Source organism: Clostridium moutaii (assembly GCF_041205085.1).
Classification (GTDB): domain Bacteria; phylum Bacillota; class Clostridia; order Clostridiales; family Clostridiaceae; genus Clostridium_B; species Clostridium_B moutaii.
The window spans coordinates 134,867-159,924 of the sequence record NZ_JBGEWD010000009.1 but is presented as its reverse complement, the minus strand read 5'-3'; the positions used below and the strand labels follow the sequence as shown (position 1 = coordinate 159,924).

Below are 25,058 nucleotides of genomic sequence, written 5' to 3'. Positions count from 1 at the left end.
CAGTGCCCATGGTACTGCAGGGGAGGCCCTGTGGGAGAGCAGGTCGTCGCCAGATAATTTTAAAATTATATTGCAAAGACAATTACAAATAAATTTATTATTAATATATGCTATAAGAAGTATATTACATAACATTTCTTTCCTAGGTAATGGAGAGGAATGTTTAATTTATATATAGAAGATTATCAGATAAATATGCATTTGTCGTTATTATTGTTACACACTTTATTATAATTATAAAAAGCAGTAAAATAAAAATATAGGAGGGTGTAATATGGACATAAAGTGGTTTAAAGGTATTAGAAATTCAGAAGATGCATTTGCAATACGAAATGAAGTGTTTGTAAAGGAACAACATGTTCCTGTGGAGGAGGAATTAGATGATCAAGATAAGGTATGTGATCATCTGGTTATTTATTTGCTAGGGGAACCAGTAGCTACAGGAAGGATAATAATTGAAAATAAGAAATATTATTTAGGAAGGGTAGCTGTATTAAAGAAATATAGAGGAAAGGGATTTGGGAAGATTCTAGTAAATGAGCTTTTAAATAAGATTTTTTTGCAGGGAGAAAAAGAGGTGTTTATTCATGCTCAAGTTTCTGCGGAAGGTTTCTATAAAAAATTGGGATTTAAACCTTATGGAGAAAAATTCTTTGAAGCTGGTATAGAACATATAAATATGTGTATAATTAATTAGGTACTTTTAGTAAATACATGATATCGGTTAAATTGTTGTATTAAAATTATAAAATACCTAAGGTAAATAATGATTAATTAATAGACTTTGCTATAGATATTATAGAATCTTTGGAAATATTTCCATACAGGGTATATTGGATGTTATTTTTTATCCATGTTATTTTTATAATATCTTCTGTAGATATATAACCTGTAGTTTCATTGATGTCTATCTTCTCACCAGAAATATTAGGGGAAAGTTTTTTACTTTGAATTAGATTAAAATATTTATCATCAGCATTGGTGTATTTTATATCTATGATTTTTTCTTCTTCTGCATTTTGTGGAACAACCATGCTGTCTAACTTAAAGCCTTCAGGAACATAAGAAGGTAAAGAGACATTACTCCCAAAATAATTTTGGACAGTAGCTAGATCTAGCATATTTGAAGGCTTTAAATTTAATTCAAATATTTTCTCATTTAAAGATGGAGAAATGGATATATTTGAAGTATCATTTTCTTTACTGATTTTATTATTTATTATGAAGCTTTGGCTTTTAGATTCTATATTTGTATCTTTAACTTCACTTTTATTAGGGGATATGGAAACCGGAGGCTCACTAGCATTCACAGAACTTGAATTATAATTGTCTTTTGTATTGAAATCGGATTTTGAATTTGCAATTTTGTCATTTGGATGAATTTTATTATCAATGCTATTTATATTATTTTTTTTAGCTGGTAAAGGAGCATAATTATTATGAATTGGCACTTTTATGAGTTTATTTAAAGTCTTGATAGAAGTTTCCGCTACAGTATTATTTTTAGCATAGAAGTAATAATAACCTAATATGGTAAATGTTACTGTTGCTATGGATAAACCTTTAATAAATAAAGGTTTTAAGTTTTTATTTTTACATTTGATAAAAGTTTTATTTTTTAATTCTTCAGTTACATAAATATCGTCCAGAGCTGAGTCCACTATTTCCTTTAAATTATTAATATTATCCTTCATATTCAATACTACCGCCTATACTATATTTTAATAATTTTCTTGCTCTATAAAGTCTGCTTCTTACAGTACCCTCAGGTATTTTTAGAACTTTGCCCATTTCAGAGGTGGACAATCCTTGATAGTAATACAAGAGTATAATTTCTTTATATTTTTTTTGTAAATTCATGACCCTTTTTAACAGGTCTTCATATTCAATATTTTTAATTACTCTATCATCTATTGCATTTGAATTTTTGGCTTCATTGAGAGATTCATATTCAATGTCATCAAATTTAAAAACTTTCTTTATCCATGAGCTTCTGAGTACATCTTTACAAGTATTTATGGTTATGGTCAGTATCCAGGTCTTTTCACTGCATTTACCATTAAATCTATGAAAATTTTTATAGACCTTTATAAATACATCTTGAAAAACATCTTCAGCTAAGTGCAAGTCTTTAAGATAAATGTAGGCAATTCTTAAAACATCATTTCCGTAGCAATTCATTAATCTTGTAAGTTCCGTTTCTGTATCCAAATCATTCTCCTTCCTATAAGTTAGACGGAATACATATATTTTATGTTTCAGATATAATAGCATATAATTTATTTTAAAATAGTAGATTCAAATTGTAAAGTATCCAATTTTTTTTATAAAAATATGCTTAAATAAATATAAAGTTTTAGTAACAATTTATAAAAACGGGTATATAATAAAATTAAAATAAAAAAGATTTGTGATTAATTAAATTGGAATCTTATAATTTACACTTGATTAAAATAAATTTATATAGTATTATAGTAATGTAAATTTATTTCATAGTAAATTACTAAGAATTACGATGATGAGAAGAGTAGGTTACACAAAGTTATAAGAGAGAGTTTCCCTTGGGTGTAAGGAGACTTTAACTAGAGGTAATTGAATTGCATCTTGGAGTACTGAATTGAACAATAGTAGATTTCAGCGGGAACGTCCGTTAAAACGTTGAGGTATGATTGTACCAATAAAGGAGTTTTATCATATAAGTGGTATTTTGGCATTTTATATGAGATAAACAGAGTGGAACCGCGGAAGTAACCTTCTGCCTCTGTATTGAGGCAGGAGGTTTTTTATTTTTCAAAATTCCGGAATTTGAAAAATAAATAATATAAATAACTGCTAGAAATATTTTTACTGAAATATAAAGAAATTTAAAGATGCTAAAATATGATTTTATATAAAATTAATTTAGTATTTATGGAGGAGTTAATTATGAATTCAGTATCATATTTTGATTCCATTGCAAACAAATGGAATGTAATAAGAGAAGAGTATTTTGAAGATAAACTAAAATATATTGTACTTTCTAAATTTAATACAGAAAATAAAATATGTGTGGATTTAGGATGTGGGACAGGATTTATTTCCCTGGCTTTATCACAAAATGCAAATTTAGTATTTTCTGTTGATAATTCTAAAAATATGTTAAAACAATTGCATGATGAATGTTTAGACAAGAAAATCAAAAATATATATCCCATAAAAGGATCCATAACAGATATTCCATTATTTGATGAATCAATTGATGCGGCTTATATAAATATGGCCCTTCATCATGTGGTGGATGCAAAAAAAGCAGTAGAAGAAGCCTATAGAATTTTGAAAAAAGATGGAGTGTTTATTGTATCAGATGTAAAAGAGCATAATGGAGAATGGGCAAGAACCGAAATGCATGATAAGTGGCTGGGATTTTCTAAGGAACAAATAACTGATTGGTTCAACAAGGCAGGATTTAGTGATATAAGTTTTGAGAACACAGAATTAAAATGTAATGGGTATTCAAGTAAAGGCGAGCATACGGAACCTGGAATATTTATAGCAAAGGGAATTAAGAGGGGAGAATAATTATGAAAATTGAATCATTGTTAATACATGGAGGAATAGACGGAGACGAAAAAACAGGTGCAGTCAGTGTACCTATATATCAGACTTCTACGTACAAACAAGAGGCACTTGGAAAAAATAGTGGTTATGAATATTCGAGAACAGGAAATCCAACTAGAGATGCAGTGGAAAAATTAATTGCAGATTTGGAAGAGGGATATAGAGGTTTTGCTTTTGCTTCTGGGTTGGCAGCTATATCAGCAGCCTTGATGCTTTTTAAAAGCGGAGATAAAATAATACTCTCCAATAATGTATATGGAGGGACTTTCAGGGTTATAGATAAAGTATTTAAAAATTTTAATATAAATTATGAATTAGTAGATACCAGTGATTTGCAAAAAGTAAAGGATAGTATTACTGAAGATGTAAAAGCAATATTTATTGAAACACCTACCAATCCTCTTATGTCTATAACGGATATATCTAAAGTAAGTGAAGTAGCAAGAAAAAATAAAGTGTTGACTATCGTAGATAATACTTTTATGACACCTTATTTACAAAAGCCTATAAAATTGGGGGCAGATATAGTAATTCATAGTGCTACCAAATACTTAGGTGGTCATAGTGATCTGATTGCTGGTTTTTTGGTGGTAAACAATGAAGAACTGGGGGAAAGGGTTCACTTTATTCAAAATTCAACAGGTGGAATATTAAATCCTTTTGATAGCTGGCTTTTAATAAGAGGAATAAAAACATTATCTGTTAGGATGGATAGGCACAATGAAAATGCTGAATATGTAGCTGAGTTTTTAAAGGAAAATAGTTTAGTAGAAAAAGTTTATTATCCAGGATTTGAAACCCATCCAGGACATGAAATTCAAAAAAAGCAGGCTAATGGATATGGTGCAATTATTTCCTTTGTTTTAAAGGATTATATAGATAGAAATAAGTTTTTTAAAGGATTAAAACTTATAATATTAGGAGAAAGTTTAGGTGGAGTAGAGTCTTTAATATCACATCCAGCTACAATGACTCATGCAGCAGTGCCCTATGATATAAGGCAAGAAATAGGAATAGTTGATGGCCTAATTAGGTTGTCAGTGGGGATTGAAAATAAAAAGGATTTAGTAGAGGATTTGAAAAATGCATTGAAATTTGCCAAATAATACAGTGAATTTTGAAAATGTGAAATTTGGTGGAGGATTAATAATATGATGTATTATAATGATATAAAAGAAATGGTAGGCAACACTCCAATATTAAAGTTAAATAATTTTGATATAAAAGAAGGAGTAAGCATATTTGCCAAATTAGAAAATTTCAATCCTGGAGGTAGTGTAAAAGACAGAATTGGAGTATATATGATAGAAATCGCAGAAAAAAAAGGAATCTTGAAGAAAGGATATACTATAATAGAACCAACTGCAGGTAATACGGGATTAGGGATTGCATTGGGGGCACTTAACAAAGGTTATAAAGTTATATTTGTAGTTCCAATGAAATTTTCCTCTGAAAAACAAACACTTATGAAATCACTTGGTGCAGAAATAATAAACACTCCTGAAGATAAAGGTATGCTTGGTGCTATAGAAAAGGCGCAGGAGCTTCTTGAAAGCATACCAAACTCAATTTCATTAAAACAATTTGAAAATGCCGACAATCCACAAACCCATTATTTAACTACAGGTCCTGAAATATATTTGGGTATGGAGGGGCAAATCGATTACCTTGTAGCAGGAGCAGGCAGCGGTGGAACTTTTACAGGAGTTTCAAAATATTTAAAAGAAAAGATAAAGGATATGAAATCAGTGTTAGTGGATCCTGAAGGTTCTACTTTAGGAGGTGGGGTTGAAAGCCACTATGATATTGAAGGTATAGGCAATAATTTCATTCCTCATACCATGGATATGAACTTAGTTGATAAAATCATAAAAGTAAGTGATGAGGAAGCTTTTAACATGGTAAAACAATTGGCCAAAAGAGAAGGTTTGATAGTAGGATCCTCTTCAGGTGCTGCTATGGCGGGAGCAATGAAATTAGCGGAGGTTATAAAAACTGGGAATATAATAACTGTATTTCCAGATAGAGGGGATAGATATTTTAGCAAAAATATTTACAATTAATTTTTAGAACAAAAATATAATTTTCGAATATAATGGTTAATGATAGTAAGTAAAAAGGAGTACCATATTTGAATGTATATGTAGTTCGTTCAGGTGATTCTATATGGTCTATAGCTCAAAGATTTGGTGTTACTCCAAACAGTATAATAGATGCCAATGATCTTAATCCGCAGCAAAGTTTAGTGATAGGTCAGTCACTTGTAATTCCTACAACAGAAAGATCATATAGGGTTAGGTCAGGTGATTCTATATGGTCCATATCTCAAAGATTTGGAGTTTCTGTAGATAGTATAGCTCAGCTTAATAATATTGCAAATCCTGCAGCTATTTATCCTGGTATGATAATTAGAATACCCGAAAAGGCAAAAAATTATGGTGTTATTGAAACCAACGGATTTATACAGCCTTCTACGGCTGAGAGAGAGAGAGTTATCATAAATAATGTAGGCCCCTATTTAACCTATGTAACCCCTTTTAGCCATCATGTTACCATAGAAGGTGGACTAACTCCTCTTAGAGATGAAACAATAATTGAGGTGGGAAGAAGCAATAGAATTGCGCCATTGCTCTCAGTGACAAATATATCAGGAGCAAATTTTGATACTGATTTAATAGCCACTATATTAAACAATGAAAACCTTCAGAATACTTTGATAAACAATATAACTGAAGCTATGGACAAAAAGGGATATTACGGAGTTGTAATAGATTTTGAGAGAATTCCACCATCGGACAGAGAAAAATATAATAATTTTCTTGAAAAGTTAGTATCAAAGGCTCATCCTTTAGGATATGTAGTTGGAACTGCATTGGCACCTAAAACATATGATGTAACATCTGGTGCATGGCATGGAGCCCATGACTATGCTGCTCATGGCAGAATAGTGGACTTTGTTATAATAATGACTTATGAATGGGGTTGGTCCGGAGGTCCGCCTATGGCCGTAGCTCCACTTAATGAGGTTAGAAAAGTAATAAGTTATGCTGTAAGCGTAATCCCGCCTAAGAAGATACTGATGGGCATACCAATGTATGGTTACGATTGGACATTACCTTATACACCAGGGGGTGAATTTGCAGAGAGCATCGGACATCAGGAGGCAGTGAACAGGGCAAGGAGATATGGGGCAGAAATAAAATTTGATGAAGTGGCTCAATCACCTTATTATAACTACGTAGATGAAGAGAGAAGACNAGTGAACAGGGCAAGGAGATATGGGGCAGAAATAAAATTTGATGAAGTGGCTCAATCACCTTATTATAACTACGTAGATGAAGAGAGAAGACAACATGTGGTGTGGTTTGAAGATGCCAGAAGTATACAGGCAAAGTACAGACTGGTCAGCGAATATGGACTCAGAGGAGTGAGTTACTGGACACTGGCTCAGCCTTTCCCTCAGAATTGGTATATATTAGATAATATGTTTCAGATTACAAAGGTAATACCAGCTGAATAAATATAAAGTCTTTTAATTTTAAAAGTGTAAGTGATAGCCTAATTATTAGGTTACCATTTGCACTTATTTATTTTATAATATGGTTGCAGCCAGGAACTGGCTGACGTCACTTACAAATCTGATGCACAAGAAACTTATAGGTGAGAAATATTTGCATAAGATGAGACACCTGTACAGGTACTTAAAGAACCTGGGAAAAAAAACACGTCAGAATCCTATATGTGGATGTACAGCACATATGCAGGCAGTAAGACACCAATAAGGCTGTTTGATTACAAGCCTTCAAGAAGTGGAGACTGTCCGCAGAAATTTTCAAGGGGCTTTAGTGGATATCTCCATACGGATTGTTATAAGGGATATAACAAAGTATCTGGAATAACAAGATGTTTGTGCTGGACACATCTTAGAAGATATTTTGTTGAAGCGCTTCCAAAGGACATAATCAGCACCACCCGTTTTATGGGTGGTGCTGATTATGAATATACACTGGATAGTTTACCGCTTACTTATAAAGAATTATTGAGTTTTTATCTTTTTAGAGATGTTTTAATAGTTATTTAGAAATTTAAATTATATAAAAACAAAAGAGGTGGATTTATGAAGTTCGTCGATGTGAAGTGTCCGATAGTGAATTAAGTGTACTTTTGTCGAATTTGTTTAATATTTTGGAAGCATGTCCTGCACTAAAGAAAAAGCCTGTTATAAGTTTGGTGGACTTATAACAGGTTATGTATTTTCAAATCATTTAACATTGAGCCGTTTTCACTTTCCTGGACACACTTTCGTGAACTTTAGTATCATTTAAAAAACCAGCAATTATACAATAAATAACTTTTGGAAACTGCACAAAAGTTATTTATTGTACCAAATAGTTTTCCTATTTGCTGTACTCTCTGTCTTTAAAACTATTAAAAGTATTTTCCATAATTAACCCTTTTCTTATATTATTTACTAAATATATTGTTTAGTGTTTGCATCAAATTTAATATGATTTTAATTTTAGTAAAATACAATAAAAATTATAGGAGGTGATACAATGATTAATTCCATAAGTAATAATCATATTATGCAAAATATAGCTGCAAATACTAATATAAGTAGTAAAGCAACCGAAGAGGCTAATGAAAGTCCAAGTGAAAAAATAGCAGAAGCAAGTAAACAAAGTTCTCAATCATCAGTAACGCACATAGTTAATTCATATGCTTAGTAATATAGCTATATAAAATATATCAAAAAATTAACATCTTAACCTTAAATTTATATAAAAAATATAAGATTTAAGATATTTTACTGTATATAGCTCGATGAGGTGATGTATATCGATTTATAAAATTTTAAGTAATCCATGATGTATATATTCGGTAGATTCACGTTTAACGTAGAAAATTTTGGATAATTAAATATTTATAATATGTTTACATTACATTTGTATTAATTATATAAGGTAATGAGAAGTTGTACTTGTTGTTTTTACCTATGGTGATGATATTATTCATAAGATTATAATAATAACAATTATTGATTTATTAATCATACTAACTTCAGAAGCAAATATTTCAATTTTAGATTATAACAATAGTTATAAAAATTTTTCAAAAATTTCATATACAGTGCCAAAGCCAAAAATAAACTTAGTTAATAACAAAAATAATTACAATAATTTGTTAGATATAGTAATAAATTCAAGAAAACCAATTATAGTGGCGCATCGTGGTGCAAGTAATATCGCCCCTGAAAATTCTATCCCAGCAATTGATGAAGCAGCTAAAATGGGCTATTGGGGTGTAGAATTAGATGTTTGTTCGTCATCTGATGGTGTTTTATATTTACTACATGATGGAACACTTCATAGGACTACAAATGGGCATGGTTTAATAACAAGAAAAAGTTCACATATAATAGACAGGCTTATAATTAACAACGGACCGAATATATCATCTTACCCTAATTTAAGATTACCTAGGCTTGAAAATGCACTTATAGAATGTAAAAAAGATAAGCTTACACCAATATTTGATATTAAGTTCCTTAGTAACAGGGATAGAGATCTAAATACATTTTTAAGAATTGTACGTAAGCATGGATATGAAAGAAAATTATTAGTTCATTCATTCAATTATAAGGATTTAGAATATTTGCGTAGTAAAGACAAAACAATTATCCTAATGCCAATGGTAAATCCAAACAGGATAATATATGGTTATAGATACATAAAGTCATTTGGAGCTACTGAAGTTGACTGTAATATTAACTATTTAAATAAAAGACTTGTGCAGCAAGCCCATAAAGATGGCTTAAAAGTATTTTGTTGGACAATTGACACACCAATGGATTTAAACAAAGCTTTACACTTAGGTGTAGATTTTATATATTCTGATACTTTTTATCCTGTTATATATACAAAAAAAGATACTCAGGTTGAACATATGGGGTTAAACACCAGTGGTTTTAGTGGAAAAAATTTGAGCTATATTTTTGTAGATGGTATTTTGAATACCAAACAACAGTTGTCAAATAGTAAATCAAATATGGATCTGAAAGGTAATGATCTTAAAATAGGTAAGCATAAAGTAGATATTATTCAATTTAATAATAATAAAACAAATGGTAAAGTTATTACACATAAAACAGCATATTATGAAGTTAAATCCAAATAGTATATGTAGTTATTCTCAATGCATCTATTAAAATCAGATTAAATAACCTGTTGTGCTAGTTAAATTCACTAGCATAATTTACAAATAAGAAACTCTAGCAATTATGTTATCTTATCATTAAAAAATCAGCAAAAATCCTAATGATAGGAGGAAAAACATACATGCTAGAGCTCAAAAAAGATTATACAATAGAAATCAACAATCTTAAAGACTTTATTACTGTTATATTTGTAATAATTGATGATTTTTACCACAAAGTTACTCCAGCACATATTAAAAATCGCAGAAATATTGATAAAGCAATTATGAGCGACAGTGAAATAATTACTCTCTCACTAGTTGGTGAACTTCTTTCCATTGATTCTGAGAAATCTTGGTTCAGTTTTTGTACCAGAAATTTAAAGGATTTATTCCCTGAATTTTGTACGAGAACAAGATTCCACAGAACGAGAAAATCTCTTTACAAGGTTATGAGCAAATCCGTCAAGAAATAACATGGTTTCTCAGCTATACTCACCAACAATACAGGATAATTGACAGTATGCCAGTTCCAGTTTGTGAATTTGGGAGAGCACATTTCCACAGAGCATTTAAGCCGGGGGCTGCCTACGGCAAATGCGTTTCCAAGAAGGAAACTTACTATGGATTTAAACTGCATGCCCTTACAACACTTGATGGATATTTGACTGATTTTATCTTAACTCCTGCCAATGTTAATGACAGGGCAGCAGTATGGGATTTAACTTGTTACCTATCTCCGTTAACTATAATAGGGGATAAAGGATATATTGGAGATAAATTTGTTTCAGAACTAAAATCTGAAAGAAAAATCAATCTTATCGCCATGAAAAGAAAGAAAACTGTAAATCAATTTTCAAAAGAATTCAGGCAAACAATATTTAAAGCCAGGCGAAGAACTGAGACAACTTTCTCTCAATTATCCAGTCAGCTAAATATACAAAGAGTACTTGCCAAATCCATGTGGGGATTAGTAAGCAGAATAACAAACAAAATTTTAGCTCATAATCTCTGCTATTTTATCAATAAAGTATTGAATATTAATCCAAAGGGATGTTAATTAATCTGGTCATGAGGTACGAGCTATACACAAACTGCACGATTTGTAAAACAATTGCCGGAAAGTGTATATGATGCTCCAACTCAATCTGAAAATAACTTAGGAAAGTATTATTCATTAAGTGCAGACAGTTCTGTAAGCTCTAGTGTGGTAGATTCCATATCTCAGAAATTACAGGATAATGATTTCTCGGGTGCCGTAAAACTTGCTTTATCAAGCAAAATAGGTAACTCCAATCCACGGAGCGAAACAAATGTACAGTCTGATATGCCAGCTCTTGTTATGAGTGGATTCGACAAAGATAATCCACCAAATGGAGACGAAAAAGATAAGCAGAAAGAAAAATATCTTAAAGTTTACCTCTGTGACCCATCTACAGGGCAAATAGTTTTTCAGTATTTCGAGGCTGGATTTAAATTTGTACCAACAACACTCAATACTGGTATGATAAATCTTACTGTGAATGTGAGCCCTAGAGATGCAGGTACAGTTACACTGGATGGAAAGATTAGTGATGAAGATGGCAGCGTAACAGAAAACAAACAATTGCAAAATGGAAAAGCCAATTTTAAAGTAACACAGGCTCCCAGCACAAAAGCCCCTAAAGAAAGTCATTGAGAATTTGACCATTGGGGGATGTTAGATGGTAACAATGTAGCACTTGACAATAGCGGTAATGTTGCAATAAGTAAAAGTACAACATTAGTTGCTTATTACAAGCTCATTTCCGATGCGATACTTAATGAAACGACCAATTCTTCCAATAACCTACGTCCAGTGTAAAAACCCAATGATAATAATAAAAGGCTTGTATAATAGCAAAGTATGATAGCTGAAAAAATAGAAGCTATAAAAAATCCAAGATCAAAGATTTGAGAAGCAATGGTCCTGTAAATTAACCTAAATCTTACTTAGAAGCTTTATATCCTGCACACTCTGCAGCCCATGTTGTAGTAAAATAAACGCTATTTTTAGTATTTTTCGTTTCATTATTATAAGAGGAACTTCCTGGAATATAATATGTTTTGTTAAGGGTATCGCCTATAATAGTTCCTTTACCATTTGCATCTACATACAATTTATCTTTACTATCAGTACTATAAGTATAAATTGGATTAGTGCTGCCTTGTCCAAAATTGCTTTGTAAAGTATTAAAATCATTCTGTACTGAAATGAGATCATTTTGCAAATTAATAAGTCCATTTTGAAAATTTACAGAACTGCTTACAGTTCCCAAAGAATATAGACTAGATTGTTGATTACTGCTGGGATTAATTGGAGTAACAGTGCCGCTAACAGCTACCTGTGTTTTCCCTGACATTGGATATTGATTTTTAATATCTATCTGACTAAGGGCATATTCTGAATTAACCATTAAAGCAAACAGTAAAAAATATAAAATTGCTGGTAATCCATATCCTAATCCAGCTTGCCATTTCTCCCTAAAAAATATAGGCCTAATTAATATAGATTTCAAAAAAAGCATCATAAATATGATTCCTATACAGTAAAATACCCACTCAATCATAATAGCACTTCCAAATTTAAATATTTTTATAATTATATATCTAAATCATTAAAATCAGATTAAAAATAATTAACTATATAAAAAGTAAGAAATCAATAAACATCATTCCAATAAATTCTGAAATAAAATTCACTAAATAGTGGAATCATAAAAATATAATAATTCTAACTATAGGATGGCGAACGGAATGAAAATAACAAGTGATAGAATAAATTATTATGCTGAAAAATCAGATTTTGAAGAAATTAAGCAGGCACTAAAAATAACTCTAACAAAATAATGCATATAAGATATATTGTTATCCTTAACTATCTTCAAGGATACAAGCTTAATGAAATTGCCTACATGAACAACATATCTTCTCAAACTGTAGGTGTTTATGTTAAAAAGTATAAATTGTTCGGGTTAAGTGGTCTCGCTCTGGGTAAGAGGCCAGGAGCTCCCCGCCATCTAACCAATGATCAGGAATCAGAACTAGTCAAAATAATTACAACTAAGACTCCTGATGAAGAAGGCTTTACCGCGAGGAAAAACTGGGATACTACAATAATAAGGCAGCTGGTAATGAAACTTTATGGTGTTTCCTACTGTCAAAGAGGAATGCCTGAAGTATTATACCGGAATAATTTGAGTTTCACCCGGCCAACATATTCTTTGGAAAAAGCTGATGAATCAAAGCAAAAAGAATTCAAAGGTCAGTTTGAGATTTTAAAAAAAATCTAATATATGGGTCTATCGATCATATTCTTTTTGAAGATGAGTCAATGATTCGAGATTACCAGGCCATAGCAAAAACATGGTTCATTAAAGGTAAACAGCGAATTATTCCTAGCACTGGAAAACATAGAGGAGTTAAGCTCCTAGGTGTATTAAACTATGAAACTGGACAAGTATATTGCAGAGAAGGCGAAAAGTATGATGCTGAAGTATTTCTCAAATTTCTACAAGAAGTTGTACATGAATATCCTGCTGGAAAGATTGTAATGATCTTGTGCAGGTACTTAGGATAAATCTGAATGTAATTTTCATATTATTCATAAATTTAGCATATAATAGACACTTTTATGATGTAATATTTTATTTGAAATAATCTTTCAAAAAAGTAAGTTTAGATCTAAATATATTAAAAATACTAAAAACAATTTTTATTAGTGGCAAGTTGAGGATATTTAATTAAAGGGGTTGACAGACATATTGAATAAAAAAATAAAATTTACAAGGGAAACCATTGGATTATCATTAATTTTAATATTATCTGCAGTATTGAATTTTACTAACTTAGGTATAGAGGGGAATGCAAATACTTTTTATGCTGCGGGTGTAAAAAGTATGATGATGAACTTTAAAAATTTCTTCTTTGCATCCTTTGATCCAGGAGGTTTTGTAACTATTGATAAGCCGCCTCTAGGTTTTTGGATTCAAACTATATCTGCAAAAATATTTGGATTTAGTGGATGGAGTATAATCCTTCCACAAGCTCTTGCAGGGGTGATTTCAGTTGCAATTATATATCATCTTGTTAAAAGATCTTTTGGAACTTCAGCAGGACTAATTGCAGCATTATGTCTTGCAGTAACTCCAATATCTGTAGCAGCAGGTAGAAATAATACAATTGATAACTTACTTGTGCTGCCTTTATTGCTTGCATGCTGGGCTATTCTTATAGCTGCTGAAAAGGGGAAGATTAAATACCTTATATTAAGTTTAGTTCTTGTAGGTATAGGATTTAATATAAAAATGGTGGAGGCATACATGGTAGCTCCTGCTATATATATAACATATCTTCTCGCTTCTACCATGGGTTTTAAAAAGAAAATAAAGCATCTTGTCTTAGGTACAGTTGTACTTTTAGTAGTATCACTATCTTGGGCTATAATTGCAGATTTGGTACCGGCAAGTGACAGACCTTATATAGGCAGCAGTACCAATAATACGGTTATGGAGCTTATAATAGGTCATAATGGATTAGAGAGAATTGGAATAGGTGGAAGAAATGCTGGTAGGGGTCAACAACGGCAAAGAGCATTAGAAAATGAATGGAGTAAAATTAGTAATCAAAGAGGAGCAGGTCAAGGTGACTTTGAAAATGGATTTAATTCATCAAATAAAAATGATTCAAATGCTAATAATGCACAGCGTGGTATGAGATCTAATTCAAATGCTGGTATCTTTAGATTGTTTGGTAACGGAAATATGTCAGATCAAATATCCTGGCTTTTACTATTTGCTATCATTGGATTTATTGCTGCAGCAATAAAGGAAAAATTAAAATCTCCTTTTGATAATAAGGAAAAGTTATCATTAATATTATGGATTATGTGGTTATTGCCTGAGTTTATATATTTTAGTTTTTCAAAAAATGTAACACACACATACTATTTAACAACAATGGCACCATCTATTGCAGCTTTAGTTGGAATTGGATTACCAGCTATGTGGGATTTTTATAAAGAACGTGGAGTAAAGTCATGGATTTTGCCAATAGCACTTATTGCAAATGGTTGTGTTGAAATACTTATTTTATCTTATAATTATAATAGATCAAATGGATATAAGATTATAATGTTAATAACAGGGATTTTATGCATTGTATCTTCAATAATATTATGTATAATTAATCTAATTAAAAATAAAGAGAAGGCTTCAGATAAAGGAAATGCTGAAAACTACGAAAATAAATCTAATTTCAGCAAAGATACAACATTAAATAAAGTGTTAGTTAGTATTGCTTTTATAGGAATTTTAATTGCTCCTACAGTTTGGTCATTTACTCCAATGTTTTACCCAATGAATGGGAGCAGCCCATCAGCTGGATTAGAGCTTGCAAGTGGCAATCAGCAGAGAGATTCAAGTGTTAGTAATAACTCAAAGCTTATAAAATTTTTAGAAGATAATAAAAAAAATGAAAAGTATCTCGTGGCAGTTCCCTCAGCTAATTCCTATGGCTCGGATTTAATACTTAAGACTGGTGAACCTGTAATGGCACTTGGAGGATTTAGCGGATCAGATCCAATACTTACTGTAGAACAGTTCAAAAAATTGGTCAATGATGGAGTTGTAAGGTATGCATTGGTAAATACAGGTGGTAATAGAGGTTTTGGAGGTGCCATGGGAAATAATTCGAATAGCAATATTACGAGTTGGATACAGCAAAATGGTAAAGTCGTTTTAGATAGTAAATGGAAGAATTCTACTATTTCAAAGAACCAAGCAGAAAATCAAAGATCCGGTGGAGCTGTAGGATTTGGTGATGAAGGAAATTCTACTAAATTATATGATTTAAAGGATAATGGGAAAACTTCATCTACAAACTAATTGATTGACCTATGGATAGAAAAAAGAAACCAGTGACCAAGTAATAGATTAATAATAAGAAAGTGAATAGGTTACAATAAAATGATATTTTAAAACAAGCAGCGCTGATTTTGGGATGAAAGTACTTGTATCTATGATAGCTATGATAGAAGATATATTCAGGTCAAGCCGCAATAATTACGGGACAAGAAAAATTAAAGTTGAATTATAGAAAATGGGATACAGGGTATCCAAACGCAAATCACAGAATTCGAGAATATAGATAGATTTGTGTAAAATAGATAAGATTTAGTTTTATATAACTGGAAACTTTGATTTTCCGGTTATATTTTTTTATATTTGAGTAATACTAATACTGAGTAGTATTACATTTTTAAATAAAATTTATCAGGGATAGACAAATTATTATAGAATACTAAATTATGAACAATTTGTTACAATATATAAAATTTAAAAATAGGGGGATCATTATGTATACGAAATTTTTAAGTATTGTGGCCACAATGGCATTAAGTATATTATTAATTATGCCTAGTTAAATAATTAATGCAGCATCATTTAATCAAAGTCTAGCTGGGCAAACTAGATATGAAACCGGATTGACCTCTTTATTTTGGATAAAAACTAGCTAATTCTTTAACTCTCACCAAAATTATACCCCTTACCTCGATATTAGTTAGCTGCTCTCCAGAATAAAGTCTGTAAAATTCATTAGGAGTCCTATACCCTAGGCTGGAATGTAATCTTTTATTATTGTAGAAACTTATGAAATTATTTACTATTTCATATGCCTCTCTGTAACTCTGAAATTCATTGATTTTAAAGCATTAACCCTGAAGTATTCTGTGAAAAGATTCAACGTGTGCATTTTTATTTGGTGTCTTTACAGTGTCTCTTTCAAATAGATTTATTCTAATTAACTCGCATCTTAAAAGTGCAGTAGCATCTTTCGCTTCACAGTGAAAACCCATATGATAATCTACTATCCTCCTATCAAAGATATCTATTATATTAAGGATATAGAAAAATTTATCTTCTCCATCGATATAACCATACTTTATATCTATTTCCCACAATTGATTTGAACCTGTTACAATTCTATTATAAGCAATTGTCCAAGTATATTTAGGGGCTTATGAGTAATCACTGTACTGTTTTTTAAATATCTAATTAAATTTTTAAATAAAAATGGTATAGTATATATAAAAACTAAAATAATATAAGTGAAGTGGATATTTACGATGAAAAATCTAAAAATAAGTATATTATCAATCTTAATTATTATAATTACATTTATAATAACTAGACAATTTCTAATACTACATGCAGGATTTAAAAATATTGAGATCCCTACTAAAGAAAGTAGGCAATTTGGAAATATGAGTACTTATAAATGGTTAACTGTAAAAAAATTATCTCACAAATACAATATAAGCCAACAGGAGATTTTTAAAGTTCTTGAAATTATTCCCCATAAGGACGATGAAAATACGCCTATTATTGAATTAATGAAAAAGTATAATAAAACTCCAGAAGAAATGAAAAAGAATTTAAGGAAAATTATAGAGAATCACAGAAATTTAGAAGGTAAGAAATATGAGTAATTTTACTAATTTACTCATAATGTATTTTAGAAATTATAACATTTGGTTTTTAAGTATCTTAATTATATTTGGATGTGTAGGAATTCCAGCAGGATCAAGTTTGGTAGTAATAGCATCTGGAGCTTTTGCTTATGCTGGTGAGTTTAATATAGGGATTCTTTTATTAGAAATTTGGTTTTTTTCATGTGTTGGTGATAATATTGCCTATATTATGTGGAAGGTTATAGGCAATAAATTTTTAAATAAATCTTTAAGAGTAAAAGCTTATCTTGAACCTGCAATGATAAAAGCACGAAGTTATTTAAAAAAGTACGGTAAATGGGCGATTTTTTTTACTAGGTTTTTAATATCGCCTATGGGACCTTCTGTTAATGCAGCAGCAGGTATTACAAATTACAAATTGATGACTTTCAATTTATTTGTTGCTTTAGGTGAGTTATTATGGTCGTGTATGTATTTAGGGTTAGGATATTGGTTTGGTAACTCCTGGGAAACTATAGTTCCTATGGTAACACAAATTGGTGAATTTTTAACTTATATAACGATTTTAATTATTACTATATACTTTTTTATTAAAATGCTTGGAACAAACAAAAGAAAAAGGTAATAGGAGCGAGCACCAATAATCCTTTATAAATTTATATTGTTGACCGACATAAATAAAAGAGGTTTTCTTCATAGAGATTATTATAGAACAGAACCTTTTTTATTTATACCGGAATATAAAGAGTTTACAATTTATTTAAAGAATTCATGCTTCATGCCCCAAACGAACCATCTACTATATGCGTGTATTAAAGTTTGATATATGGTAACTTTATGATTTCCTGAAAGTAGCATATTAATCCCTCTCTATTTTTTAAATCATATTTCTACCCTCAGACTGTCCCAAAACTAGTTTGTAGTTCAGGTGGCTTATCCCCATTTTGACGGATGCAGAAGTACTATATGTTGGAGATACTATTAAAAAAGATTTGATTAAAAATAGAGAAAGATTTCAGAAGCTTGGAGTTTTGTATTACTGACCATGATACATTTGAATGATGATAGATTTATGGGGCCAATATGATTTGAATGTATGATTTTAGATAAAAGATTACATTCGCAGAAATGTGTTAAAGTATTGAAGTATAAGGGCTTATGGCTATTTTAGTTATAAGCCCTTTTAGTATATTTACTTTGAATGTATCGTTTTACATAATATAATATAAAAATATTGCATTGATTTCAGGAGGAAAAAATTATGGTTGTAAAACCAATAAAGAGTAAAAAGAAAGTGATTCATTGCTTACATACTTGAAAGGGAAAAATGAAAGAGACTGGCTGCTGGCAAGATTTTAACTTAATACCGGATTAAGAATAAGTGATGTTGTAAAAGTTAGGGCGAATGATCTATTGACTTTAGACATGAACTTCAAGGATTACTTTGTACTATATGAGAAGAAAACCGGCAAGGAGAAAAAGATCAAATTGAATGATAGTTTAAAAAAAGCATATTCTTGACATGTTATTTTTTTATTACTAAGTCTCCCTTCATATCATTATGGAAAACTCCCCATATACTTTTCCCCAGTTTCTGATAGGAAGCCGCCATTTTTTAGTGGCTTCAAATGTAGCAAGATACAGTGCTTTAAGCAGGGCCTTATCACTTGGAAATACACTTCTCTGCCTGTTTAACTTGCGATATGTGCTGTTTAAGCTTTCTATTGAATTTGTAGTATAGATAATCTTACGTACATCAGCTGAAAACTTGAAAATTGGGCTTATGGCATCTCAGTTGACCTTCCAGATTTTTATGGCATTTGGATAATGTTCATTCCACTTTTCTGTTACCTTTTCCATTAGTTCCCGCCCTGTTTCTTCTGATGGTGTATGGTATATTGTTTTCAGATCATTTGAAAATTCTTTCTTATCCTTATAGGATACGTATTTCAATGTATTTCTTACCTGGTATACTATAACCTCTGGTATCCTGTATTCGGAAATGCTGCTGATATTGATTCCTTCATCGCTTATACCAAGGATAACATAGGCGTTCAGTTTACGTATGACATTATTGTCCCTTACAGAAAAATGGACAGCATCAATAAATACTTATTGGATAGATACTTGAAAGAGGTCTCTGCTGCTATGCTTCAGTCTCCGGCATCAGTTTGTTTGTAATATTGGACACCATGCTTTCACTGACTTCAAAACTATAGATATACTCAATCTGATCAGAAATTTGTCTTGTAGTCAAACCTTTGGCATACATGGCAATTATTTTTCCCTTCACTTATTGATTCTCTTTTTCTTACCATAATAAAAAGCCTCCTATGATATTTTGATTTTATCATGGGAAGCTATATTTTACAGACTTTTTTTACAGGCTCTTTCAAATATTGAAAACTAAAGAAATATTATAGATAATAATAACAGGCAATTATATGCAAATATAAACTTTACATTTATACTAATTCTAGGTATTAGTAAATATTTATTAAAACTCAAATAAATCATTGGCAACAATAAATTGAAATCCCCTTTTTTTAAGAATAGGTAAAATAGTTTTAAGAGCTTTTATTGTGTTCTCAGGGAAGTTATTCATTCCTCGGCTACCATCATGTAGTAATATAATGTCGCCAGGCTTTATATCATTTATAATCTTCTGTTTTATGTAATCTTCGGTTGCCCATTTACTCCAGTCCCTAGCATGCATGGACCAAAGAATGATTTTTAGATTATTAGATTTAGCATAGTGATACGTTAACGGATTAAATATTCCCCAAGGAGGTCTAAAAAATTTAATATTTACTCCTAAATTATCCATGATATTTAAAGCCGTTACAAAACTTTTTTTTGTTTGATATGGTAATGAAAAAATTGGATTACCATGCTTTAAAGAATGTAATCCAATACAGTGTCCTTCATTTTTAATACGTTTAATTATATCAGGATACTTTTGTGCATTTTCTGCAAGAACAAAAAATGTACATTTTAGATTATTTATTTTAAGTATATCCAAAAGCTTCGGTGTATATTGAGGGTCTGGTCCATCATCAAATGTTAAAGCAATAGATTTATTACCATTAGATGGAACTTTTTTAATTATTTTATTTGAGAAATCCCTATAATATAAACTTGGCAATATTGCATAACTTAAAACTAAAGAAAATATGTTCAATTTCAAATTATTCACCCATCTTTCTAATCGTAAATACAAACCATAACTCTATTTTAATTACTACAGGAAAACTAAATACTATTATGCAGTAAATATCTTTATTAAAACAAATTTTTTCATTACTATAAGAACCTTTCTTTAAAGAATAGATCCCCTAAACTTTTCTAATATCGCATAGTTCATACTTCTTATAATCTAGTATAATCTTCTACATAAAATTAATTATTATGCCATTAAAATATTTATATTTTTCCTCTAATATCTCAATCCTCATTAAATTATATAATAACTGAAATCAAAGTATAAACAAACTTTATTTAGATATTAGCTAGGATTATGTAGACGATGTATATTATTTCGTCGAGCTATAGTATAAAAACTTAATACAATTAAATAGTTTAAATCTATATCTTTTATATAGATTTAAACTACTAATTTTTGATATATTCTATATAATTATATTATTAAGCATACGAATTAATTATGTGTGTTGATAATGTTTGAGAACTTTGCTTGCTTCTGATGTTTTTTCACCTGAACTTTCATTAGTTTCTTCGGTTGTTTTACTACTTATAGTATTTGAAGCTATGTTTCCCATAATGTAATTATTATTTATGGAGTTAATAGTTGTGTTACCTACGTTTATTGTATAGCCTTGAGCATAATTCTAAGACATTCATTTAATCATAAAAAATATTTGAATGGCAAAAAAATAGAGGATGCGTTTATTATATTAGTAAAGGTACTTACTATATATCTATCATTTTCTGTTATTTGTTTTTTAAATTATGCTCATTTTTATATTATATTTTGCTAAGATTAAAATCATGTTAAATTTGGGGTATAAATATATTTATAGGGCTGTTGCCAACATTGGTAAAATTCACTCTAGGTTATTTTATGAATTATTAATGTTTTAAAGTAGAATTATAAATATATAAAATTAACCTGTTGTGCTAATCCTTAAAAAGTTATTTGATTTATTGTAGCCTATCTAAAGCACTAAATTTTTATGAAAGCCTAATTAAAATTTAATCTATTTTTAACTTATTATAGAGATACTAAAGATACACTTAAACTGAGCATTCTGGTTGTACAATTGATAATAAATATTAATTATCATAAAATATAGCGATGAACCTAAAATAATGAGTAAATAGCATTCTATATTAGTGGAAGAAAATAATTTAGATAATAGTGAATTATAGTGCCATCTTTAATTAGTAATATATGATTGTATGTTTTTAAATATACAATTAATTTTATTAAATTATGCAATATTAAGTGATAAGATGTCGGAAAGCGTAGGAGAAAAAATGAATTCAAATAATGTGTCAAGAGGGAAAAAGAAGCACACACTAAGAAACTTTATATTTTATCTGATGTTTGGGCTAGTGTTTACTGGAGTCACCACTCCATTAATTATATTTCATGGACCCTTTAATAATGTAAAAAAAACGATTGTAGATGCTGCAATGACTACACTTAGCCACCAATGGATTGCAAAGCTATTTTTATCGAATGCGGAAATTCAGAAAATTCGAAGTGAAGACACAGTTCAAATTGCACAGCAAGGAAATGATAATCTTATCAAGTTTGACAATACACATGATAATACAATTGAAAGATATGATATTTCAAATGGAATAAAGTTTTCAGGCCATGTACTTATTATTCAAGACTCAACAAGAGTTAAAGTTGGCTATAGTAGTAAACTTGGAACTGAAGGAGAACTAACAAGTCAGATAGCACAGGATAATGGCGCTATAGGAGCTGTTAATGCAGGAGGATTTTCAGACTCATCCTCAGCTAATACGAAATGGACTGGTACAGGTGGAACACCGACGGGTATTATTATGAGTAATGGAGTTATCAAATTTAATGATATAACAAATTACAACAAAAAAGTCGATATTACAGCAATTACAAAGAAAGGACAACTTCTTGTAGGGCCTCATAGTTTGAATGATTTGAAGAGACTTGGTGTAACCGATGCGGTATCCTTTGGCCCTGCACTTGTGGTTAATGGCAAGGGCACAATAAAATCTGGAGATGGAGGCTGGGGAATTGCACCGAGGACAGCAATTGGGCAACGTAGCAATGGTGATATAATATTACTTGCTATTGATGGAAGAACAACTAAAAGCATTGGAGCCTCACTTAAAGATGTACAAAATATAATGCTCCAATACGGAGCACACAATGCCTCCAATTTGGATGGCGGCTCGTCAACTACAATGTATTATGATGGTAATATTATTAACAATCCTTGCGACCCACTTGGCGAAAGAGCAGTTCCATCCGCTTTTATCGTTACGCCTTAGCTGAAAGGAGAGTAAGCTATGAAAGTATTAAAAAAAATAGTAATATGCATTATGGTTTCATTAATCATACAGTTTGGTGGGCTTTTCTATATGAATAACTATTTTTTAGCTTCAAATACTGCTATAAAATCTAAAAAAGTAGTTGATTCAAGTAATAGGACTTCTATTTTTCAAGTTAATGTGCCGAATAATGCTAAAGCCATAAATGTTTCCTTTGATGCAAACTATATTGCCTATTATTTGAACAGTGTGTTATATGTAGTTAATACTAAAACAGGCAAAAGTGATAATGTAAGTTTTTCTAATAGGGATAAATTATGTTTTTATAAATGGCTGCCAGATAGAAATAGAATGCTTATTGCAGAAAAGAAAAATAGTAATCTTTTATTATCATATTATGATGTTAATAAATCACAAAAGAGTAATATAACTGAGGTTGCAATGGTTAGTTCAGCAGCTGAAGTAAAGGATATTGAAGCAGCACCTCTTCCAAATGTAATTTACATTAAAGTATCAAATGGTGATAAAACAGACGCCATATATTGGATAAATATAATGAAATCTAAAAAGAAAATTAATACTAAAACGTATAATATAGGAAATATAGAAGTGGTACCCCACGAAGATAAAATGGTATACGAAGATTTAACCAATAACAAGGTTTATGCAACTGGAATAAATAATGCTTTGAGCTTCATTGGTTCGACAAAATCATGCCTATTAGAGATAGACAATAACGACCAGGTTTATATTGGAGATGTGGATAGCAATAATAATATTGATAAGATATACTTTGGTACATTGAAAGAAAATACCTCAAGTTGGCAGACACTTCAGTTAAATACCCCAGTAAGCAAAGCCAACTTATTTGTTACAGCTAGAGGAAAAGTTTATATAAATGATAACCGTAAAGGTACTGTAGCAGAATTTCAGACGGGGAAAAAAACAGCATACAAAGGTATATTCCTTCAATCATATAGTGATGGGATTGCATCAATAAGTGACGGAATTTTAGTGAAAACTCCTTTTAATTAAACTGATGTTGTTAATGGAACATTTACCACTTACAGTTATAGTGCGATTTATTGGACATTCAAAATTTTTGATTTGAAATATTGGAGATAACGTATGGTTGGGAGGTTGGCTTACTATATGAAAACCGAAAAGATTTATGCTGGTGCTAATACAAGTTTGTTAAAAGATATTGCGATGTTAATTCCAGCATTTGAACCAGATAATCATCTTATAGAATTAATTAAAGAATTAAAACTAAGTTGTGATTATAAAATATTAATTGTTGATGACGGCAGCGGCGAAAATTATGCTTCTGTTTTTAAGCAGTGCAAAGCATTAGGCTGCACAGTACTAAAACATGACAAAAATATGGGCAAAGGCTGTGCCCTTAAAACTGGATTTGCTTATATAAAAGATAATACTGATGAGAAAATAGGAGTAGTAACTGCTGATGCAGATGGACAGCACTTGGTGAAAGATATATTAAATGTATGTTTAGAATTATCAAATAGTGATCATAAAATTGTTCTTGGAGTAAGAAAATTTATAGGCAAAGTTCCTTGGAAAAGCACAATTGGCAATGCATTTGCCAGGGGTATGTTTAAGTTAGCATGCGGTACTAAGCTGCTGGATACCCAGACTGGCCTTAGAGGACTTCCCATAGAATCACTGCCTTGGCTGTTATCTATTAAAGGTGAACATTATGAATATGAAATGAACATGTTGCTTCAGGCAAAAAAAGCAGGGTATGGATTTAAACAAATAGAGATTGATACCGTGTATGAATTTTCAAATAAATCATCCCACTTTAGGGCTGTAAAAGATTCTATAAGCATATTTATGCCTTTTTTAAAGTTTTGTGGTTCAGGAGTTTCTGCGGCTTTTGTGGATTATTTTTTGCTCTTTTATGTTCAGTGGTTAACGAAAAATTTATTCATATCAGTAGTAATTGCCAGAGTGGCAAGCTCAGCTGTTAACTTTACTATAAATAAGTTTCTGGTTTTCAATGTTAAAAGCAGAAATAGGAAAAATATAAATGAATTGATCAGCTATTATCTACTTGTGTGTGCTTTATTATTTGTTAACTATTTTATATTAAGCTTTTTCTCTGAAACCCTTCATATATGGCTGTTTTGGAGCAAGATTATAACAGAAATACTTTTGTTTACTATAAGCTATACTTTCCAGCGCTTATTTATTTTTAATAGCAAAATACAAGCTTAATTTTAAAAATATTTAGAAATAAGGTAATATAAAT

Annotated in this window: 22 protein-coding genes, 3 pseudogenes and 1 other annotated feature; of the genes and pseudogenes, 18 read left to right on the top strand and 7 right to left on the bottom strand. The window is 30.5% G+C overall.

From position 1 onward, the window contains the following. Positions 1-274 precede the first annotated feature (274 nt). The gene (locus tag AB8U03_RS11025) at positions 275-697 is read left to right on the top strand and encodes a GNAT family N-acetyltransferase (RefSeq protein ID WP_369704605.1); all 423 of its coding nucleotides are present in this window, start codon (positions 275-277) and stop codon (positions 695-697) included. A gap of 73 nt (positions 698-770) precedes the next feature. Here AB8U03_RS11025 and AB8U03_RS11020 read toward each other — a convergent pair whose 3' ends face one another. Together AB8U03_RS11020 and AB8U03_RS11015 are read right to left on the bottom strand one after the other, a co-directional pair. Then, entirely contained in the window at positions 771-1,694 is a 924-nt protein-coding gene (locus tag AB8U03_RS11020) for a DUF4367 domain-containing protein (RefSeq protein ID WP_369704604.1), read from the bottom strand. Beyond that, positions 1,684-2,211: a sigma-70 family RNA polymerase sigma factor gene (locus AB8U03_RS11015; RefSeq protein WP_369704603.1), complete on the bottom strand. Its 528-nt coding sequence runs from the start codon at positions 2,209-2,211 to the stop codon at positions 1,684-1,686. The genes AB8U03_RS11020 and AB8U03_RS11015 overlap by 11 nt, the downstream gene beginning before the upstream one ends. Before the next feature lie 295 nt (positions 2,212-2,506). Beyond that, positions 2,507-2,766, top strand: a binding site (T-box leader). A 159-nt stretch (positions 2,767-2,925) separates the two neighbouring features. Here AB8U03_RS11015 and AB8U03_RS11010 point away from each other — a divergent pair. The 9 genes and pseudogenes from AB8U03_RS11010 to AB8U03_RS10970 all read left to right on the top strand — a co-directional run bounded on the left by AB8U03_RS11010 (position 2,926) and on the right by AB8U03_RS10970 (position 11,470). Further along, positions 2,926-3,558 carry a class I SAM-dependent methyltransferase gene (locus AB8U03_RS11010; protein WP_369704602.1) on the top strand — a complete coding sequence of 211 codons (633 nt, stop codon included), beginning with the start codon at positions 2,926-2,928 and terminating at the stop codon, positions 3,556-3,558. A gap of 2 nt (positions 3,559-3,560) precedes the next feature. Continuing rightward, positions 3,561-4,703, top strand: a complete 1,143-nt coding sequence (locus AB8U03_RS11005) for a trans-sulfuration enzyme family protein (RefSeq protein WP_369704601.1) — start codon at positions 3,561-3,563, stop codon at positions 4,701-4,703. Positions 4,704-4,748: 45 nt separating this feature from the next. After that, positions 4,749-5,660, top strand: a complete 912-nt coding sequence (locus AB8U03_RS11000) for a PLP-dependent cysteine synthase family protein (RefSeq protein ID WP_369704600.1) — start codon at positions 4,749-4,751, stop codon at positions 5,658-5,660. Between the two features lie 68 nt (positions 5,661-5,728). After that, complete coding sequence (locus tag AB8U03_RS10995) at positions 5,729-7,117, top strand: LysM peptidoglycan-binding domain-containing protein (RefSeq protein ID WP_369704599.1); 1,389 nt, start codon at positions 5,729-5,731, stop codon at positions 7,115-7,117. Positions 7,118-7,196: 79 nt separating this feature from the next. Continuing rightward, positions 7,197-7,555 (top strand): annotated as a pseudogene (locus AB8U03_RS10990) (IS66 family transposase); the annotation flags it as partial. Between the two features lie 598 nt (positions 7,556-8,153). Then, positions 8,154-8,324, top strand: coding sequence for a hypothetical protein (locus AB8U03_RS10985; RefSeq protein WP_369704598.1), 171 nt, complete (start codon positions 8,154-8,156; stop codon positions 8,322-8,324). Between the two features lie 403 nt (positions 8,325-8,727). Then, a complete protein-coding gene (locus AB8U03_RS10980; protein ID WP_369704597.1) occupies positions 8,728-9,774 on the top strand; it encodes a glycerophosphodiester phosphodiesterase in 1,047 nt (348 codons plus the stop codon). 161 nt (positions 9,775-9,935) lie between these two features. Further along, positions 9,936-10,852, top strand: a pseudogene (locus AB8U03_RS10975) (IS982 family transposase). Between the two features lie 54 nt (positions 10,853-10,906). Further along, positions 10,907-11,470: a hypothetical protein gene (locus tag AB8U03_RS10970; RefSeq protein WP_369704596.1), complete on the top strand. Its 564-nt coding sequence runs from the start codon at positions 10,907-10,909 to the stop codon at positions 11,468-11,470. 289 nt (positions 11,471-11,759) lie between these two features. Here AB8U03_RS10970 and AB8U03_RS10965 read toward each other — a convergent pair whose 3' ends face one another. Then, entirely contained in the window at positions 11,760-12,380 is a 621-nt protein-coding gene (locus tag AB8U03_RS10965) for a hypothetical protein (RefSeq protein ID WP_369704595.1), read from the bottom strand. A gap of 279 nt (positions 12,381-12,659) precedes the next feature. Here AB8U03_RS10965 and AB8U03_RS10960 point away from each other — a divergent pair, with 279 nt between their 5' ends. The 3 genes from AB8U03_RS10960 to AB8U03_RS10950 all read left to right on the top strand — a co-directional run bounded on the left by AB8U03_RS10960 (position 12,660) and on the right by AB8U03_RS10950 (position 15,695). Then, positions 12,660-13,103, top strand: a complete 444-nt coding sequence (locus AB8U03_RS10960; protein WP_369704594.1) for a winged helix-turn-helix domain-containing protein — start codon at positions 12,660-12,662, stop codon at positions 13,101-13,103. Next, positions 13,103-13,390, top strand: a complete 288-nt coding sequence (locus tag AB8U03_RS10955) for a transposase (protein WP_369704611.1) — start codon at positions 13,103-13,105, stop codon at positions 13,388-13,390. The genes AB8U03_RS10960 and AB8U03_RS10955 overlap by 1 nt, the downstream gene beginning before the upstream one ends. A 184-nt stretch (positions 13,391-13,574) precedes the next feature. Next, entirely contained in the window at positions 13,575-15,695 is a 2,121-nt protein-coding gene (locus AB8U03_RS10950) for a glycosyltransferase family 39 protein (RefSeq protein ID WP_369704593.1), read from the top strand. A gap of 608 nt (positions 15,696-16,303) precedes the next feature. Here AB8U03_RS10950 and AB8U03_RS10945 read toward each other — a convergent pair. Both AB8U03_RS10945 and AB8U03_RS10940 read right to left on the bottom strand, forming a co-directional pair. Further along, the gene (locus AB8U03_RS10945) at positions 16,304-16,513 is read right to left on the bottom strand and encodes an integrase core domain-containing protein (RefSeq protein ID WP_369704610.1); all 210 of its coding nucleotides are present in this window, start codon (positions 16,511-16,513) and stop codon (positions 16,304-16,306) included. Positions 16,514-16,522: 9 nt separating this feature from the next. Beyond that, positions 16,523-16,771 carry a hypothetical protein gene (locus AB8U03_RS10940; protein WP_369704592.1) on the bottom strand — a complete coding sequence of 83 codons (249 nt, stop codon included), beginning with the start codon at positions 16,769-16,771 and terminating at the stop codon, positions 16,523-16,525. A gap of 165 nt (positions 16,772-16,936) precedes the next feature. Here AB8U03_RS10940 and AB8U03_RS10935 point away from each other — a divergent pair, with 165 nt between their 5' ends. Then, on the top strand, positions 16,937-17,299 hold the full coding sequence (locus AB8U03_RS10935; protein WP_369704591.1) for a hypothetical protein: 363 nt from the start codon (positions 16,937-16,939) through the stop codon (positions 17,297-17,299). Between the two features lie 100 nt (positions 17,300-17,399). Further along, on the top strand, positions 17,400-17,906 hold the full coding sequence (locus tag AB8U03_RS10930) for a DedA family protein (protein WP_369704590.1): 507 nt from the start codon (positions 17,400-17,402) through the stop codon (positions 17,904-17,906). Positions 17,907-18,720: 814 nt separating this feature from the next. Here AB8U03_RS10930 and AB8U03_RS18085 read toward each other — a convergent pair. Continuing rightward, positions 18,721-19,574: pseudogene (locus tag AB8U03_RS18085) on the bottom strand (transposase); the annotation flags it as partial. Positions 19,575-19,778: 204 nt separating this feature from the next. Next, positions 19,779-20,468: a polysaccharide deacetylase family protein gene (locus AB8U03_RS10915; protein ID WP_369704588.1), complete on the bottom strand. Its 690-nt coding sequence runs from the start codon at positions 20,466-20,468 to the stop codon at positions 19,779-19,781. Between the two features lie 1,310 nt (positions 20,469-21,778). On the opposite strand from AB8U03_RS10915, the gene AB8U03_RS10910 reads away from it, so the two are divergent. The 3 genes from AB8U03_RS10910 to AB8U03_RS10900 all read left to right on the top strand — a co-directional run bounded on the left by AB8U03_RS10910 (position 21,779) and on the right by AB8U03_RS10900 (position 25,024). Beyond that, positions 21,779-22,786: a phosphodiester glycosidase family protein gene (locus tag AB8U03_RS10910; RefSeq protein WP_369704587.1), complete on the top strand. Its 1,008-nt coding sequence runs from the start codon at positions 21,779-21,781 to the stop codon at positions 22,784-22,786. A gap of 18 nt (positions 22,787-22,804) precedes the next feature. Beyond that, positions 22,805-23,821, top strand: coding sequence for a hypothetical protein (locus AB8U03_RS10905; RefSeq protein ID WP_369704586.1), 1,017 nt, complete (start codon positions 22,805-22,807; stop codon positions 23,819-23,821). A gap of 117 nt (positions 23,822-23,938) precedes the next feature. Continuing rightward, positions 23,939-25,024: a GtrA family protein gene (locus AB8U03_RS10900; protein WP_369704585.1), complete on the top strand. Its 1,086-nt coding sequence runs from the start codon at positions 23,939-23,941 to the stop codon at positions 25,022-25,024. Positions 25,025-25,058 lie beyond the last annotated feature (34 nt).

Coding starts and splice junctions, on each gene's coding strand:
- AB8U03_RS10985 (WP_369704598.1), top strand. CDS start 8,154: ATGATTAATTCCATAAGTAATAATCATATTATGCAAAATATAGCTGCA.
- AB8U03_RS11010 (WP_369704602.1), top strand. CDS start 2,926: ATGAATTCAGTATCATATTTTGATTCCATTGCAAACAAATGGAATGTA.
- AB8U03_RS11020 (WP_369704604.1), bottom strand. CDS start 1,694: ATGAAGGATAATATTAATAATTTAAAGGAAATAGTGGACTCAGCTCTG.
- AB8U03_RS10960 (WP_369704594.1), top strand. CDS start 12,660: ATGCATATAAGATATATTGTTATCCTTAACTATCTTCAAGGATACAAG.
- AB8U03_RS10900 (WP_369704585.1), top strand. CDS start 23,939: ATGAAAACCGAAAAGATTTATGCTGGTGCTAATACAAGTTTGTTAAAA.
- AB8U03_RS11005 (WP_369704601.1), top strand. CDS start 3,561: ATGAAAATTGAATCATTGTTAATACATGGAGGAATAGACGGAGACGAA.
- AB8U03_RS11000 (WP_369704600.1), top strand. CDS start 4,749: ATGATGTATTATAATGATATAAAAGAAATGGTAGGCAACACTCCAATA.
- AB8U03_RS10935 (WP_369704591.1), top strand. CDS start 16,937: ATGAAAAATCTAAAAATAAGTATATTATCAATCTTAATTATTATAATT.
- AB8U03_RS10910 (WP_369704587.1), top strand. CDS start 21,779: ATGAATTCAAATAATGTGTCAAGAGGGAAAAAGAAGCACACACTAAGA.
- AB8U03_RS10905 (WP_369704586.1), top strand. CDS start 22,805: ATGAAAGTATTAAAAAAAATAGTAATATGCATTATGGTTTCATTAATC.
- AB8U03_RS11025 (WP_369704605.1), top strand. CDS start 275: ATGGACATAAAGTGGTTTAAAGGTATTAGAAATTCAGAAGATGCATTT.
- AB8U03_RS10965 (WP_369704595.1), bottom strand. CDS start 12,380: ATGATTGAGTGGGTATTTTACTGTATAGGAATCATATTTATGATGCTT.